Genomic DNA, 16,129 nt, shown 5'->3' on the forward strand with positions numbered 1-16,129 from the left:
CCATTCTCATTCTCGTGACCTCGTTCGGAAAGGTCGTGACCGGCCCGCTGGGGAGGGGCCGGCCGACGCCTCGTCGAGCAACCCGGCGACGAGCGCCGCGACCAGGGCGGCGCTTGCCGGCAACTCGGCAACCAGCACATGCTCGTCGTCGGCGTGGGCGCCGCCGCCCACCGCGCCGAGCCCGTCCAGCGTGGGTGTGCCGACGCCGGCGGTGAAGTTGCCGTCCGAGCCGCCACCCACCGCGGCACGGATTGGTGGCGGCAGTCCGAGGTCGACGGCCACGGCCACGGCGCGCGCGTACAGGGCTGCTGACGCCTCCGCGGCCAGCGGCGGACAGTTCGGGCCGCCCGTGATCTCCACGCGCGCACCGTCCAGCATCGGCTGCAGGGCGCGCATCGCGGCGTCTATCCGGTGCTGCTCGGCGACGTCGCGGACCCTCACGTCGACCGTGAACTCCCCGGAGGCCGGCACGGTGTTCGATGTGAGACCCGCAGACATCAGCGTCGGTGTGACCGTCGTGCCCCGGTCCGGGGCGGCGAGCGCGGTCACTGCCAGCACCTGATGAGCTGTCTCGACGGTGGCGTTGACACCGCGCTCGGGTTCGAGACCGGCGTGGGCGGCCCGGCCCGAGACGGCCACCTCGTACTGCGATACGCCCTTGCGCTCGGTCTTGAGCGCGCCTCCGTCGGCTGCCGATTCGAGCACCAGAGCCGCGGCCAGGCCGGTGGCCTCGGTCTCGATGAGCGTCCGCGAGCTGGGCGCGCCGATCTCTTCGTCTGCGGTGATCAGAATCGTCACGCCCGAGGGGTCGGGAAGGCGGGCCGCGGCGTGCATCGCCAGCACCAGGCCTGCCTTCATGTCGAAGCAGCCCGGGCCGCGCAGCACGCCGTCGGCAACCGTGAACGGATGGGTCCTCAGCGTCCCTATCGGCCATACGGTGTCGTGGTGCCCGAGCAGCAGCACGCGGGGCGGCCCGTCGCCGAGGCGCCAGCGCAGGTGCGTACGCCCGTCCAGGACGATGCGTTCCGGGGCCACTCCGAGCCGCTGTGCGCCGACCCGTGCCACCGTGTCCGCGCTTCTGGCGAGCGCGGCCGGATCGCTGGACGGCGACTCGCATGTCACGAGTGCCTCGATGTCCGCGAGCATCTCCGGCAGCGCGGCGGTCATGTCGGCGCCGAAAGTTGTGAGGTCCATGTCAGTCTGCCTTCGGTGTGGCGCGCAGGGCGACATGGAGATACCGCTCGCCCGTCGGCAGGACGTAGAAGGTCACCGGAGCCCAGGACTGTTCCTCGGGGTCGTGGACGACGAACAGGTTCTCCTTGACCGGCACCATCGCCTGCTCGGTCTCCGGACCGGACGTCAGCCCGGCCGGCGGGCCGGTGACCGTCGTCCGCAGGATCGGACCGTCGTCCCCGTCGAGCACCTCCATCCGGACGCCCGCCCGCTCGTACGTGCCCAGATGGGGTCGTACGTCCTGCGGCACGGGCAGCGCCGGTGGGCCGAGCGGTGGCGGCATCGCGACGTCGGCAAGCTCGGCAAAGATCTCGCCGAACAGGTCCTCGTACAGCCCCGTCGTGTCGCCGCCGTTGGTGAGCAGAGCGACCGCAAGACGCTCGTCGGGCAGCAGGCGCAGGTAGGCGTCCTGTCCGATCGTCGAGCCGTCGTGCCCGAGGAGCCGGCGACCGTCCCAGCCGATACGGGACCAGCCGAGGCCCCATGAGTCGGCGAGGTCGAAGTGGTCCGGAAGTTCCACCTGGGAATCGGCCATTGCCGCGGCGCTCGCCTCGGTGAGCAGCCGGGTACCACCGTGCGCCAGCCCGCCGGCGAGGTGCATTCGCGCGAACGTGAGCACGTCGGCGACGGTCGAGCTGATCAGGCCGGCGGGCGCCACCGCTCGTGGCAGTCCCCACACCGGTGTACGCACCGGCTCGGTCCCGCCGTCGGTCATGTGACCGACGGCGGTGCGGTGCAGCAGCGCCTCCTCGGGCAGCGTAACCGTACGCTCAAGGCCCAGCGGGGTGAAGAGCCGCTTCCGTATGGCCTCGTCCCACGTGTCGCCGGTCAGCTTCTCGATCACCCGGCCGGCCAGCGAGAAACCGGCGTTGCAATAGGACCAGGTCGCGTCCAGCGGATGGTTCTGCGCCACGCCGGCCAGCAGTGCCACGTACTTCTCCAGGCAGTCGTCTCCTCGTCCCGTGTCGGTGAAGACGTCGCCGTCGATGCCGCTCGTGTGCGTAAGCAGATGCCGCATGGTCACGCGCTTGGCGACGTCCGGCTCGGAAAGCCGCAGTTCGGGCAGGACTTCGGCGATAGGGGTGTCGAGGCGCAGCAGACCCTCGTCGACGAGCTGCATGACGACCGTCGCCGTCCAGACCTTGGTGATCGAACCGATCTGGAATACGGAGTCAGTCGTCGTCCCTACACCGGTGTCCTTGTTGAGCACGCCGTACGCGGCCTCGGCAAGCTCGTCCTCCCTGCCGGAACCCATCCGCAGGATGCCGAGCGTGGCTCCGGGTACGTGGTGGTGCTCGGCCAGCGTGGTCAGCCGGCGCTGCCAGTGCGCGGCGTCGAGGCGGGGCCGTGCGGGTCCGGAGCTACTGCCGGCGTGCTGCTCGACCCAGTCCACGATGCGACGGTTGAAGTCGATCCGCTGCGACGGCGGCCCGTCGAGGACGAACAGGTGCGATGCCTCCGGGTAGAGCACGAGCCGGGTGGGTACGCCGCGCCCCCGCAGCGCCGTGTGCCACTGCTGGGCCTGGCCGACCGGGCAGCCCAGGTCTGCCGCGCCGTGCAGGATCAGGGTCGGCGTCCTGACCTGGTCGACCCGGGTCAGCGGTGACATCGCCGCGTAGCGGTCCGGGGCGGTCCACGGAAGAGCACCGAGTTCGGACAGGCCGAACACATGGGCGTCGTCGGCCGTGCCGGTCAGGCTGACGAGGTCGCTGATCACTCCGCCCGTCACCGCGGCCGCGAACCGGTCGTCCCGGCTGGTGAGGTAGCAGGTCAGATATCCGCCGTAGCTGTAGCCGGAGACGGCCAGCCTGGCAGGGTCGGCGATCCCCGCTGCCACGAGATCGTCGACGGGTTCCAGGAGGTCCTTCGCATCGGCCTCGCCCCAGGCACCGACCGCGGCGTTCCAGTACTGCTCGCCGTACCCGTCGCTGCCACGCGGGTTCAGCAGCAGAACGGCCCAGCCGCGCGCCACGAGTTCCTGGTGGTAGAGCTCCACCTCGTTGGCGGCACCGTTCCATGCGTTGTGCGGTCCGCCATGGATGTCCAGGAGCAGCGGGCGTGGACCTTCCACGGCCGGGTCGTGGATGAGCCAGCCCTGGACGACCGTACCGTCCGAGACCGTGAACTCCCGTTCCTCGCGCGGGAACAGTTCGACATCGGCCAGGCCCGCCCCGTGTTCGGTCCGGACCGCTTCCGCACCCGTCGCGAGGTCCACGGTGACGATCTCACCGAACGAGGCCGGCGTGCCGAGCACTATGACGGCCGTGTCGCCCGCCACTGACAGGCCCATGACGTTCCGCCCGGCACCCGCGACGAGTGGACGGGGCGTGCCGCCCTCGGCGGACACCGCGTACAGATGGGTACAGCCACGATCGCGGGCACAGAACAGGACCGTGCGACCGTCGTCGCCGAACTGCGGCAGGGCCCCGGGGTAGCCCGGACCACCCGGCATCACGTTGCGGTCCAGTGCGGCGGCCGGCTCTTCCGGTGCGCCGCCGTCGAGCGGAACGCGCAGGAGGCGGGCGTGGCCGGCCGGTTCGCCGGCGGTCCCCACGACGAGGAGTGCCGTAGCGTCCGGCGTCCACAGGATCGGACCGGCGAACCCGTCGGGCAGGCCCGCCGGCTCCGGCTTCGCCGACTCGCCGCTCACGTCGAGGACGTACAAGGGCATGCGGGCCCGCAGATCCGCGTCCGGAGCCATCGCCGCGGCGAACGCCAGCCGTTTCGAATCCGGTGACCAGGCAGGATGGTTGGCATGCCAGTCCCCCTCGGTCACCTGGCGGCACCGTCCGGTGGCCAGGTCGAGGACGTGCAGGTGACGGCGTACAGCGCCCAGCAGACCCGCGCCGTCCTCCTGATAGGTGAGCCGGTCCGCGACGAGCGGTGCGCTCGCGCGGACCTCGGGCGACATGCCGTCCGAGCCGGCCGCGAGCGGATCCACCGCTGCCACGAAGGCGATCTTCGAGCCGTCCGGGCTCCACACGGGCGCACCAGCCCCGAGCGGAAGTGTGGTCAGTTGCCCGGCCTCCCCGCCGTCGGCGGGGAGCAGCCATATCTGCGGTGCCTCATCCCGCGAGCGCAGGAAGGCGATGCGTCCGCCGTCCGGTGACCACGCGGGTGAGGTGTCGGCCGTGCCGTGGGTCAGTTGGCGCGGCCGGCCGGTGCGGGTGCCGACGCGCCAGATGGCGCGCACGTTCCGGTCGGCTTCCGCGTCGCAGGTGCGCAACACGTAGAGGCACTCGTTACCGTCCGGCGACAGGGCCGGCTGCTCCGGAACGGCGAACGTGGTCAGGTCGTCGATGCGCTGGCGGCGTGCCGCGCGCGAGGGCTTGGTCAAGGTCATGGCTTCTTTTCGGTCGGAGGGTGTGCCGGGGATCTTCACAATCGGCAGGTGCCCCGGGGCCTGTCTGACATATCCCGCCTGGCCCGCGACGGCCGGCACGCACACTCGCGGCGTTGTCGGAATCGTCCTCGTACGTCCGGCACGAGGACGCTCCTCCGCCTTGCGGTCGCACGCACCGGACGCCGCAGGAACCCGCTCTTCGGGCGGACGGCGCTATGTGTCAGACGGCCCCTAGGCCAGATGGCAGGCGACCTCGTGGGCCGGGTCCGTCGCGTCCGACGGGAATCGCAGGTGTGGATCGGCCGTCGCGCACTGCGCTTCGGCGACGGGGCAGCGGGTGCGGAACCGGCAGCCGGACGGCACGTTGGCCGGGTCGGGGGCCTCGCCGGTCAGAATCTGCGGTGTCCCGGCCTTGCGGGGGTCCCGGTCGGGAACCACCGACAGCAGGGCCCGGGTGTAAGGGTGGCGCGGGGTGCGGACCACCGTCTGCGCCGCCCCATGCTCGACGATGCGGCCCAGGTACATGACCGCGATGCGGTCCGCGAAGTGGGCTGCGGTGGAGAGGTCGTGAGTGATCATCAGGATTCCCATCCCGGGGTCGCGACGCAGCGCGTCGAGGAGGGAGAGCACTCCGGCACGGACCGAGACGTCGAGCATGGACACGGGTTCGTCGGCGAGCAGCAGGTCAGGGCCGAGGACGAGTGCCGCGGCGATCGCCACCCGCTGACGCTGCCCGCCGGACAGCTCGTGCGGGTAGCGGTCGAGGAAGGCCCCCGCCGGCGCGAGGCCCGCCCGTTCCAGGGCCTCGGCGGCAAGTCCGGCCCGGTCGCTCCGCGAACCGCCGATACCGTGGATGAGCATCGGTTCCACCAGCGTCTGGCTGACCCGGAACCGTGGATCCAGTGATTCGTAGGGATCCTGGTAGATCATCTGCATCCGTCTGCGCAAGGGGCGCAACCTCCGTTCGGACAGGCCGGCGATCTCGGTTCCATCCAGCTGGATCGAGCCGGAGGAAGGCGTGACCATGCCGCTGATCGTCTGGATGGTCGTGGTCTTCCCGCAGCCGGACTCGCCGACCAGGGCGACCATCTCGCCGCGGGCCAGGCTGAGGCTGACTCCGTCGACTGCGTGCACCCAGCGCCTTGTTCGGCGCGCCAGTACGTGGGTCAGGCCGCGACGCACGGGGTAGCGTGCCGCCAGTCCCTCCACTTCCAGCAGTGATTCCGCCGCTGGTCCCGCCGCGTGTGGCGTACTCATTTCGCCCCCTGGAGTTCGTTGCGGTGACAAGCGGCACGGTGGTCCGGGCCGGTGATACTCAGCGTTGGGTGCTCGCCGTCGCACCGCTCCAACGGCACGTCGCACCGCGGCCGGAACGGGCAGCCGGCGATCACGGAGTCCAGCCGGGGCGGCCCCCCGGGGATCGTGGTGATCCGCTCCTCCCCGTAGAGGTCGGGTGTGGCGGCGAACAGCAGCCGGGTGTAGGGATGGCGGGCGGCATGGTAGAGATCGGCGACCGGCCCGTCCTCCACGATCTCGCCGCCGTACATGACGGCGGCCCGCTCACAGGTCTGGGCGACCACTGGCAGATCGTGCGTCACCAGAATCAGCGCGAGGCCCATCTCGTCGCAGAGACGGGTCAGCAGTTCCAGGACCTGCGCCTGGACCATCACGTCCAGCGCGGTGGTCGGCTCGTCGGCGAGCAGGATCTTCGGCTCGCAGGCGAGGGCCATCGCGATCGCCGCGCGTTGGCGCATGCCTCCGGAGAACTCGTGCGGATAGCGTTTCCCGGCCACGGCGGGGATTCCGACCAGCTCCAGTAGTTCACCGGCGCGGCTGCGGGCCTGAGCCCGGTCCGCAACGCCGTGGTGGACCATCGGTTCGGCGATCTGCCAGGCGACAGTCTTCATCGGGTTGAAGGCGTTCATCGCGCCCTGGAACACCATGGCGATGTCCCGCCAGCGGAACGGGCGGACCGATTCCTCGCCGCCGCACAGAATGTCGGTGCCGTTGATGCGGACCTCGCCCGTCACCGAGGCGGTCGGCGGCAACAGTCCCATCAGCGCCAGGATCGTCGTGGTCTTGCCGCACCCGGACTCACCCACGAGGCCGAACCGCTGCCCCGCGTCCAGGTCGAAGCTCACCCCGTTGACCGCGTGTACCTGGCCGCCGTGCTTCTGGTCGAACCAGACATGCAGGTCCCTGCACTCCAGAAGGCTCATATCGCGTCCTCGCCTCTTCCGATCAGCGGGCGCAGCCGCCAGCGGCGTACTGAGAGATGGGCAACCTTCAACCGGGGGTTGAGGGTGTCTTCGATGGCCTGACCGAGCAGGAAGCAGCCGACGATCACCGCGGCGATCACGAATCCGTCCGGGACGATCGCCCACCAGGCTCCGGAGCTGATCGCGGTGCGCTGGAACGCGTTGTTCAGGATGGTCCCCCAGGTCGTCACGCCGGGGTCCTCCAGGCCCAGGAACGCCAGTGCTGTCTCCAGGTAGATCGCCACGGCCACGGTCAGCACGGTGTTGGCGACCAGGAGCGGTCCGACCTGCGGCAGGATGTGCCGTCCGATGATGCGGGCGTTGCCGGCGCCCAGTCCGCGCGTGCGTTTGATGTAGACACGCTCACGAATCGACATGACCTGGGCTCTGATGATGCGGGCCGTGGAGGTCCACTCGAGGATGCCGATCACCATGATCACGTGGAACAGACTCGCCCCCCACACTTCGGCGATCACCATGGCGAGCACCAGGTCGGGAATGACCAGCAGGTAGTCCGTGATCCGCATCAGCGAGGTATCGACCCAGCCGCCGAAGTAACCGGACAGGATCCCGAATCCACCCCCGATCACCATGGAGATCAGGGTGGCGGCGAATCCGACCAGCAGCGAGACACGCCCGCCCTGTATGAGTTCCGAAAGCATGTCGATGCCACCGTCGTCACAACCGAGCCAGTGCTGCGCCGACGGCGGGGCGTAGACCGCGCAGGTCTGTGCTGTCGCGCTGTACGGCGATATGTAGGGACCGATCACGGATAGAACGACGAAGAACACGATGACGGCAAGGCCCGCGACGGCGGCCTTGTGCTCACGCAACGCGGTGCGAAGGAAACCGCTCCGGTGTGGACCGACGGCCTCCGCGGTGGGTGAGGCTTTGCTGATCTGCACACTCATCGCTGGATCCTCGGGTCGAGTCGGGCGTAGACCAGATCGGCGAGAAAGTTCAGGAGGATCACCGAGACGGTCAGGATCAGGAATCCGCCTTGCAGCATGGGGTAGTCCCGCTGGCTGATTGCGGTGTACATGGCCAGGCCGATACCGGGCCAGCTGAAGAGCACCTCGATCAGCACGGCGCCGCCGACGATGTATCCGAGGTCCAGAGCGATCAGCGTGACCATCGGCAGCATCGCGTTGCGCGCCGCATGCCTCCAGACGATGCGCCGGGCCGGCAGGCCCTTGGCCCGCGCGGTCAGGACGTAGTCCTCTCCGAGGATCTCCAGCATCGACGAGCGCACGACCAGTGTGTAGCCGCCGTAGGCGGTCAGCATCAGTGTGACGACCGGCAGGATCGCGTGTGTACCGATGTCACCCAGGTGTTGCCAGAACGGCGCGGGCTCGAAGAGGAACTCGTTCATCATCCCGCCCGACGGAAGGACCCCGGCGAAAAGGATCAGGAGCACCAGACCGAGCCACTGGCTGGGCAGCGCGTACGCGAAGATCGCCAGGTTCGTGCTCAGGTGATCGGCCGCTGACGCGCGCCGCCAGGCAGAGATGACTCCCGCGAGGACGCCCGCGACGACCGCGGCGACGGTACCGGCCAGCACCAACGGCACCGTGTTCATCAGGTCCGCGACCAGCAGCTCGCGCACCGGCTGCCGATGGGCGAACGACATACCCATGTCCCCGTGGCAGAGGTTGCGCAAATAGGTCAGGTACTGCTCCCATTTCGATTTGTCCAGCCCGAACTCCGCAGTCAGCGCGTGCTTGAGCTGGGGGCTGGCGTGCGGCACCCGGGCCATGTTCGTCACCGCGTCACCCGGCAGCACGCGAAAGAGAAAGAAGTTGGTCGTAACCGCCACAAAGATCGTGGTCAGTGCGAACGCCGCTCGCTTCAAGAGATGTTCCGTGCGGTTCACGAGCCTCCCCCTTCAGCCGGGGAGTGGGCGAGCCGACTCCACATGTCGTGGCTCATCGCTCACCCGACCCGGTGGACGGTCTGGAACGGGATCTTCGAGGTTGCCGAGAACGAACTGCCCTCGATCATTGGCAGGTCCGTCCAGGACGGGGAGTGCGCCTCGATCGAATCCGGATAGTCCAGCACCAGGTACAAACGCTCCCGGGCGGCGGTCTGTTGCATCTGATGGACGATCCGCTGCCGGACCTCCGGGTCCATCGCCGTGGCCTGCTTCGCGTACAGCCCGTCCCAGAACTTGGTGCAGTACCCGCTGTCGTTGAGGCTGTACCGGGACCGGCAGGTCAGATAGGAGAGCATCCCGTCCGGGTCGGTCGTGAGCGAGAAGCCCCACATCGCGGCCTCGAAACTCTGGTACTTCTTGGCGAAGAGAGCCTCATTGGCAGCCGAGGCGTCCATGTGCTTCGGGACGAGCTGGACGCCGATCTTCTTGAAGCCGGCCTGAATGATCTGGAACGAACGGGCCCCGTACCCGTTGGTGATGCTGGCGGGCATGATCACGGTGTACGACATCGGGTGGCCGTTCGCGATCCGGATCTTGTCGGGCCCCATGCGGTATCCGGCTTCGTCCAGGAGACGGTTCGCCGCGGCCGGGTCGTACGGGGTCGGCTTGATCGTCGGGTCGCTCCAGTGCCCGGTCGACGGCGGGATGATCGACGCCCCGGGCCGGCCGAAGCCGAGCAGTGCCGTCTTGACGATCGCGTTCCTGTCGATCGCTCGGTCGAATGCCTGCCTGACCAGCGGGTCGACCAGCTCACGGTGGTCGGCCGCCTGATTCGGGTTCGCGTTGAGGATGAAGTCGTCGAACGCCGCTCCGGGGGCTGACGCCACGACGAGGCCCGCCGATTTCAGCGCGGCCACCGAAGTCGGCGCCACCGACTGCACCCCGTCGAGCCGGCCGTTCTTCAGTGCGGTGATCATCGCGTCGTCGGTGTCGAAGAACTGCAGGCCGAGGCCGTCGACGTGCGGCGCGGGGCCGTAGTACCGCGGGTTGCGCTTCAGCAGTGCGATGCGGCCCTGGGCGTACTTGACCAGGGTGAACGGGCCGCCGGAAACGACCGGTGCCGGATTGGTGAAGGTGAGCAGGCCCTTGCCGTTGCCGACCGCGAATCGCGCCCATATGTGCTCGGGCAGGATCTGTATGCCCGACATCTGGGCGAGGACGTTGGCGACCGGCCGGGAGTACTTCAGCACCAGGGTGTTGGGATCGGGTGCGGTGGCGCTCTCCATGTAGGCGACGTAACCTGCCAGGCTGCCCGTGGGCCCTTCCTGGTGCTTGATGACCGTTTCGAAGGTCCAGGCCGCGTCCGCGGCTGTCAGTGGTTCGCCGTCGGACCATTTCGCGCCGGGCTTGGTGTGGAACGTCCAGGTCTTTCCGTCCGGCGACATCTGCCAGCTGCCGGCGAAGTCCGGCACGGTCTTCAGCGCGGGGTCGACCTGGACCAGGGACGGATAGATGTTCTCGAAGACCGCGTACGACGACGAGTTCACGGCGACGAACGGGTTCATCGAGTCGATCGGCTCGGTGCCGCCGAGGCGGAAGACGTTCCGGGTGGCGGCACTGTCGCAGGCGGCACTGAAGCAGAGAGCCATCACGACAGCGACGGCAACGCCACTTCGCCGCAAGCGGCTCGGTCCACGTGACCGGGCAGGGCGAGAAGCGAGGGCGCGTCTGAGTCTCATGGGGACATCACCTCGGTGCGGGTGGGAGTGGAGATCCTGTGGTGCGGGGAGGGAAATCGCGACCGCTGCGGTGATCGGTGCTCGGCGACCCGGTGACGCTCGTCGCGTCGGAGGGGCCGTCCGGTTCCGGTCTCAGGGGGTGAACGACCGGTAGAGAGCGCACCCGGAGTGTGTGGCGCGGGTCGCGGTGCCGCCGATCACGGTGTCGAACCGCAGACGCTCTGGTGACCGTTCGTCCGCGCCGATCCGGAAGCTGCCGTCCGGCAGTTGGGTGAGCACCTGCTCGTCACCGTCTCCCAGCCAGGACCACAGCCTGCCGTCGCGCGCGATAACGCGCAGGCCGGGCAGCCAGGGGTTGTGACAGCGGTAGTGGCCGACGAGCGGCGCCCACGCCGGAGGCGGGGGGTCGGCACGGGGAGGCTCCTCGTCGTACGGCTGAACGGTGAATTCGGGGACCGGCGCTCCCGCAGCTTCGGCGCGTGCGGCGGCGAGAGCGTGCAGGGCTGCTTCCTGCCAGGGCCCGGGACCGTTGGCAAGGACGACGGCTCCGATCCCCGAGTCAAGGTCGCAGGCGACTGCCGAGTAGTAGCCGATCATGCCGCCGGAATGCCAGACATGATGGCGCCCCTCGATCACGCCTGTCCTGATGCCCAGGCCGTAGGAGCAGCCGAGGTCGTCGTCGACGGCGATTGCGGGGAGGAACATCTCGTCCCGGCCACGGTCCGACAGCAGGCGGCCGGTGCCCGTCCCGAGCAGCAGTCTCAGCCAAGCCGTCATGTCCAGCGCGGTGGCGGCGATGCTGCCGTCCGCGGTGGCGGTTTCAAGCCAGGTCGCGGGTATCAGACCCTCTGCCGGGACCGGGGCACTGCCGCCGGAGCGCGGTTCGTAGCCCACCGCCAGCCGGGACCGCATCTCGTCGGTGATCGCGGCTACCGAGGACGTCATGCCCAGCGGAGCCAGCAGGAACTCTCGCAGAATCTGGTGGTAGGGCCGCTCGTGGACGGCTTCCAGGAGAAGGCCCAGCGCCTTGTAGCCGACGTTGGAGTAGTGAAACCAGGTCCCCGGTGGAGACGTCGCCTCAGTTTCGCGCAGCGACCAGACCTCGAACGTCGCTTCCCCCGAGAAGTCCGAGCCCTCGATGATCCCCGCGGTGTGCGTCATCAGGTGCCGTACGGTGACGGGGGCGAAGCGCGAGCGCACCCGGAACCACGGCAAGTACCGGGCCACCGGCTGATCGAGGTCGATCAACCCCGCGTCCTGGGCCTGCAGCAGCAGCACGCAGGTGAATCCCTTCGAGACCGAGCCGATCTCGAAGAGCGTGTCGGCGGTGACCGGCCGCCCGGCGGCGACGTCGGCGAGCCCGTGCACGCTCGACGCCAGGACGCCGGTGCGGTCGGTCACGGCCATCGACAGCCCGGCGGCGAACGGCGCTTCGCGCAATGCACGCTCGGCGCTCCCGACGGCCTTGAGGGGCGATGGTGCCGGTGGATGGGACATGGAGTTCATAGCGGGATCACCCTGTTCAGCGAGTACGAATCGGGTCCGATGGTGTTGCAACTGTGTGGTGCCGTATGTGCGGCGCTGATGTCCGGAAGCAGCACCGGCTGCGGGGGCGGCAGGTGCGCTCCCTGCCACGGGGAAAGTCTGGACCGGTGGGTATGTGTCTTCGTTGGACGCGATTTCAGAATTTCCTTCAGAGCCTTGTGGAATCGGCCAAACGGCAGTGGCGCCGCCCGTGTCAGATGGATGTGCTCGCCAGCGGCGGTGTGGTCAGCAGGTGGCCGGATCCCCCCAGTGGCCCGGCCCGGCAACTTTCGAGGCCACACCCAGTTGGCCAAGGGGGCCCCTGTCAGGTCTGGACGGACCCCGAGGACCCTGTTGCACGGCAGGTCCAGCCGAGCACGTCGTACTGATGGCCCGCCATACGGTGAACGACGGGGAACTCGGATCCATTGGTCTGCGTACCGTCGCTGTCCGGCACCGGCATCCGCATGAGTGAACGCGCGGGGGAAGTGAGCCAGTAGTGGTGCGGAGCATCCCCGCTGCTCGGTGGCTCCGGTGTACCTTCGCCCTATTCCTCGATCAGGGGATGCCGCGTCGCAGAACGCTCCGATCGTCGGCACGCCCTCGTTGGTGAACGCCAGGGGATGTTCCGGCATGGGCCTTGGCCACTGATCCTGGACGGACGGACACTGGATCCGAGGATCCGTGCACGGCTACTCGTGTTCATGAAGCGCTATGGAACCCGGCGATGAGGCACGGGAGACGGAGCTCGCCGTGCCTCGGTCGTTTCTGCGCCACTGCAGGTCAAGGATCACGCCGGTGGCGGCCCGCGTACATCCGTTCATAGATCTGTTCCACCACCGTCTGTTTCCTGGAGTTGTACTCCATCGCGTGGCAGGCGCCGGGCGCGGCGGCTGCCTTCGCTTTCGCGTACAACTCGCGGTCGTCCGGGTGTGACCGCAGCCAGTCCCGAAACATCAGGTGCCGCGAGAGTTCGGGCGTGCCGTGTCCGAACACATGAAGATTCACGCGTGGTTGCGCAAGCCGGAGCATGCGGTGCTCGTGCCACCACGGCTCGCGTACCGTGAGGTCGTAGCCGAGTGCGGTGAGTTGCGGAACGTACGTTTCCTCCCGACGCGGGTTCCTGACGGTGAGGTCGATGTCGATGACGTCCTTGGCCGCGAGGCCCGGCACCGCGGTGGAACCCACGTGGGCAATCTTGAGGGCCCCGTCCCCCAGCGCCTCCGCGATCCGGGCCTCGAGGGCCGTATACCGGCCGGGCCATTCTTCGTTGTACGGAACCACCTCGATGTGCTCAACCGTCGGGGCGCCGTGGACCCAGGGGTTTCCTTCTTCCGCCTGCACCGGTTCTTGGTCGTCGTTCGCCATCTGATCGACCCTACGTGAGGGCACCATGGCGGAGCACGCGGTGCGGTGCCAGGGATACCGGCTCGGAACCGGCCCAGGATCCGGACCGCAGTGGCGTCCGGCCGTCCGCCCCGGTCCCGCCGAGCGCACCGCCCGCTCGGTTCACCGGCCTCTCCCGCGCCGGCATGTGCCTGTCGAACCACATGACGACCCGGGTGAGCCGTGTCATGTGAGGTCCGGGGAGATGCTTGACAGTTCAGTCCCGGGACTTGCTTGACGGTGTCTCGCTTGATGTTTGACGGTCCCAGTTGATGGTTGACGGTCAGCGGGGTTTGGCGATGTAGCGGGTGACGGGGCCGCCCTTGAGTGGGTGGGTGGAGATCTCGACCTCGCCGTCGAGGACGCGGAAGCAGGTCTCCTCGATGACCACGGTGACGGTCTTGCCGGCGTGCGCGACGCCGGGGCGGAGCTTGTGCGGGGCGACGACGAAGGTGCCGTCGGCTCCGACCCGCCGAATGGCCCGTCGCGGCTGCGACGGTGGCGGTGGCAGAGGTGTGGTCGCGGTCCGGGCGTCGGTGAGTTTCGCGCGGCGCTGGTGCGGGATCGGGGCGGTGAGGGTCTTGACCAGGAGCCCGGCATGGATCACATACATCAGGCTGCCGTCGAAACGCAGAGTGACGTGCTTGCCGATCAGCTCCGTCCCGAGGGCGACCGGCGTCTGGCCGAGCGACACCACACCGTCTTTGCTGGCCTTGCGATCGACCTCGACGACGGCCGCGGGCGCCAGGGCTTTGTCCGCGCTGACGCCGCCTTGGGGTTCGGGCCCGCCGATCCGTCCGCCCTGCAGGACCAGCCCTTGCAGGTCGGCGTCGGTGAAGGTCATCGAACGGGTCCGGATCAGTTGCCCGTCGAGCACGACGTGGACGGTGCGGTGACTGACCCAGACCGTGACGGTCCGGCCGACCAAGGCCGGACTGAACTTCAGGCTCCGTGCCTGCGGCAGCATCACGTGCCGGCCCGGGCTGACCACGGCCTCGAACTCCACCGCCTGGAGCGGGAGGTTCTCCTCGGACGAACTCGGCGGCGGGAGCACCGGCAGCCTCATCGGTTCCGACAACCCCGCCGTCGTCTCGGCAACCACGGCTTCCGCGGCCTCCGGCGTGCTGGCCGGGATCGAGTGCGGGCGGAAAACCTGAGCCGGAGTGGCCATCTCCAGCGACTGATGGGGCCGGGTGTGGTTATAGCTGTGAACCCAGGTGTCGATCGCGCTCTGGGCCGCGACCGGGTCGGCGAAGGGGCCGGAGTGGTCAAGCATTTCGCGACGCAGGGTCTGTTGAAACCGTTCGATCTTCCCGGTCGTGGTTGGCGACCTGGGCTTGGTCAGCCGCTGGTTGATGCCGTTCTCGCGGCATACCCGCTCGAACATGACCTCGGTGGGCAGCGGTTTGGAGTAGCGGCCGGTGAACTGCTTGCCGTTGTCCGTCAGCATCTCCGAGGGGACCCCGAAGCGGCGCATCGCCTCGATGAACGCCTGACACACGGCCCGCCCGGTCGGCTGCACCACCACCGCAGCGATCACGATGAACCGCGAGCAGTCGTCGATGCCGGTGACGAGCTTGCACTCCTGCCCATCAGCGAGGAACACCCCGCCCATCAGGTCCATCTGCCACAGCTGCATCGGGGCGTCCCGCTGCCACCGCTTGTAGACACGGCGGTGGACCTGGACTTGGTGGCTGACCAGGCCGTTGCGGACCAGGATGCGGTGCACCGTCGAACGGCCCGGTGCGTTCGCGACCCCACGTACGGCCAGTTCATGGGCGATCCGGCGAGCACCCCACTTCGGGTAAGTCTGCCGCAGCTGACAGACGGCGAGCTCGACCTCGGTGGGCACCCGCGACGGCGAGGTGTGCGGCCGACGCGACCGGTCCTTCAACCCGTCCCGTCCGCCCTCACGGAACCGCCGCAACCAGGTGTGCAGGGACTGCCGTGATGTTCCGTACCGGCGAGCAACTTCGGCCACCGGCGCACCGTCCAGCACCTCCACCACGGCCCGGAAGCGGTGCTCAACTGTCCAGTCCTCAACGGCGATCTCAGCAGGATCGGCTATCTCACTCATGCCGGAACAACGAGTGCCGCCCGTCCGGGATGTGCTCGGACCGTCAAAGATCTCCCGCGACCGTCAAGCAAGTCCAGCATCAACCGCGTCAAGGAAGAGGTGGGACTGCACACGTCAAGCCGGTACTGGACGTGAGTCCCACACCGCTTGCCGCGTCGGATTCCCGACGGCCGGCTCACTGCGCCATTTGCCCCACTGCGTCACCGCCAGGACCAGGCTCCGCTGGCCTCCTGGGTTTCGAACGGGGCCTGGAGTTGGAGCACGTCGCTCGCAGCCGTTCACGGCCTTCCTCCCGCCCTGATCGGCCGGTCCGCTCTCGCGATGGGCGGTCCGGATTTTCTCCTCGCTGTCCGGGACAGTACGGGTTCGTACATACAGGCCGGTTTCGCGACAGCCGTCTTCGGGATCGCCAATGCCGTCGCCGCGGTGTACTGGGCATCGCTCACCCTGCGGAGAACGAGGTCCTGGCCCGGCGTCCCGTACCGGCGCGTAGAAGTCGCGACACATACGCCTGAGAACCGCCACAAGGTGATCTCGGAGCCTGGATGTGCGTTGCGATTTCGACGTCCGATCCAGTCACGCTGGGCCCGGACCCGATCTCCGGGAAAGGGACAGGGGGACTCTTTCGAATGGCGGTCGGGGCCGGGAGAATCACGAACCCGGGCTCCCACAGAATGAAGTTCCCCCTCTGAACTG

At 68.6% G+C, this 16,129-nt stretch carries 10 protein-coding genes; all 10 read right to left on the minus strand.

Annotated elements, in window-relative coordinates:
* Positions 1–6: 6 nt before the first annotated feature.
* The 10 genes from J1C73_RS06805 to J1C73_RS06850 all read right to left on the minus strand — a co-directional run bounded on the left by J1C73_RS06805 (position 7) and on the right by J1C73_RS06850 (position 15,433).
* The gene (locus J1C73_RS06805) at positions 7–1,194 is read right to left on the minus strand and encodes a M20 family metallopeptidase (RefSeq protein ID WP_242643820.1); all 1,188 of its coding nucleotides are present in this window, start codon (positions 1,192–1,194) and stop codon (positions 7–9) included.
* Position 1,195: 1 nt separating this feature from the next.
* Positions 1,196–4,576: a serine hydrolase gene (locus J1C73_RS06810; RefSeq protein ID WP_207315534.1), complete on the minus strand. Its 3,381-nt coding sequence runs from the start codon at positions 4,574–4,576 to the stop codon at positions 1,196–1,198.
* A gap of 231 nt (positions 4,577–4,807) precedes the next feature.
* Positions 4,808–5,833 (minus strand): ABC transporter ATP-binding protein, encoded by a 1,026-nt coding sequence (locus J1C73_RS06815; RefSeq protein ID WP_207315535.1) that lies wholly within the window; start codon positions 5,831–5,833, stop codon positions 4,808–4,810.
* Positions 5,830–6,795 carry an ABC transporter ATP-binding protein gene (locus J1C73_RS06820; protein WP_207315536.1) on the minus strand — a complete coding sequence of 322 codons (966 nt, stop codon included), beginning with the start codon at positions 6,793–6,795 and terminating at the stop codon, positions 5,830–5,832. Before J1C73_RS06820 ends, J1C73_RS06815 begins: the two co-directional genes overlap by 4 nt.
* Positions 6,792–7,745, minus strand: coding sequence for an ABC transporter permease (locus tag J1C73_RS06825; protein ID WP_207315537.1), 954 nt, complete (start codon positions 7,743–7,745; stop codon positions 6,792–6,794). Before J1C73_RS06825 ends, J1C73_RS06820 begins: the two co-directional genes overlap by 4 nt.
* Entirely contained in the window at positions 7,742–8,707 is a 966-nt protein-coding gene (locus J1C73_RS06830) for an ABC transporter permease (RefSeq protein WP_207315538.1), read from the minus strand. Before J1C73_RS06830 ends, J1C73_RS06825 begins: the two co-directional genes overlap by 4 nt.
* Positions 8,708–8,766: 59 nt before the next feature.
* Complete coding sequence (locus J1C73_RS06835; RefSeq protein WP_207315539.1) at positions 8,767–10,356, minus strand: ABC transporter substrate-binding protein; 1,590 nt, start codon at positions 10,354–10,356, stop codon at positions 8,767–8,769.
* Between the two features lie 222 nt (positions 10,357–10,578).
* Positions 10,579–11,943 carry a serine hydrolase domain-containing protein gene (locus J1C73_RS06840; protein WP_242643821.1) on the minus strand — a complete coding sequence of 455 codons (1,365 nt, stop codon included), beginning with the start codon at positions 11,941–11,943 and terminating at the stop codon, positions 10,579–10,581.
* Positions 11,944–12,753: 810 nt separating this feature from the next.
* A complete protein-coding gene (locus tag J1C73_RS06845) occupies positions 12,754–13,338 on the minus strand; it encodes a GrpB family protein (RefSeq protein ID WP_207315541.1) in 585 nt (194 codons plus the stop codon).
* A gap of 301 nt (positions 13,339–13,639) precedes the next feature.
* A complete protein-coding gene (locus J1C73_RS06850; RefSeq protein WP_207315542.1) occupies positions 13,640–15,433 on the minus strand; it encodes an IS481 family transposase in 1,794 nt (597 codons plus the stop codon).
* Between the last annotated feature and the right edge of the window lie 696 nt (positions 15,434–16,129).

Source organism: Streptomyces laculatispora (assembly GCF_017353455.1).
GTDB classification, from domain to species: Bacteria; Actinomycetota; Actinomycetes; order Streptomycetales; family Streptomycetaceae; genus Streptomyces; species Streptomyces laculatispora.

Excerpts from the sequence above, each read along its gene's own strand:
- J1C73_RS06810 (WP_207315534.1), bottom strand. The coding sequence starts at position 4,576 with ATGACCTTGACCAAGCCCTCGCGCGCGGCACGCCGCCAGCGCATCGAC.
- J1C73_RS06840 (WP_242643821.1), bottom strand. The coding sequence starts at position 11,943 with ATGTCCCATCCACCGGCACCATCGCCCCTCAAGGCCGTCGGGAGCGCC.
- J1C73_RS06850 (WP_207315542.1), bottom strand. The coding sequence starts at position 15,433 with ATGAGTGAGATAGCCGATCCTGCTGAGATCGCCGTTGAGGACTGGACA.
- J1C73_RS06805 (WP_242643820.1), bottom strand. The coding sequence starts at position 1,194 with ATGGACCTCACAACTTTCGGCGCCGACATGACCGCCGCGCTGCCGGAG.
- J1C73_RS06815 (WP_207315535.1), bottom strand. The coding sequence starts at position 5,833 with ATGAGTACGCCACACGCGGCGGGACCAGCGGCGGAATCACTGCTGGAA.
- J1C73_RS06820 (WP_207315536.1), bottom strand. The coding sequence starts at position 6,795 with ATGAGCCTTCTGGAGTGCAGGGACCTGCATGTCTGGTTCGACCAGAAG.
- J1C73_RS06835 (WP_207315539.1), bottom strand. The coding sequence starts at position 10,356 with ATGGCTCTCTGCTTCAGTGCCGCCTGCGACAGTGCCGCCACCCGGAAC.
- J1C73_RS06825 (WP_207315537.1), bottom strand. The coding sequence starts at position 7,745 with ATGAGTGTGCAGATCAGCAAAGCCTCACCCACCGCGGAGGCCGTCGGT.
- J1C73_RS06845 (WP_207315541.1), bottom strand. The coding sequence starts at position 13,338 with ATGGCGAACGACGACCAAGAACCGGTGCAGGCGGAAGAAGGAAACCCC.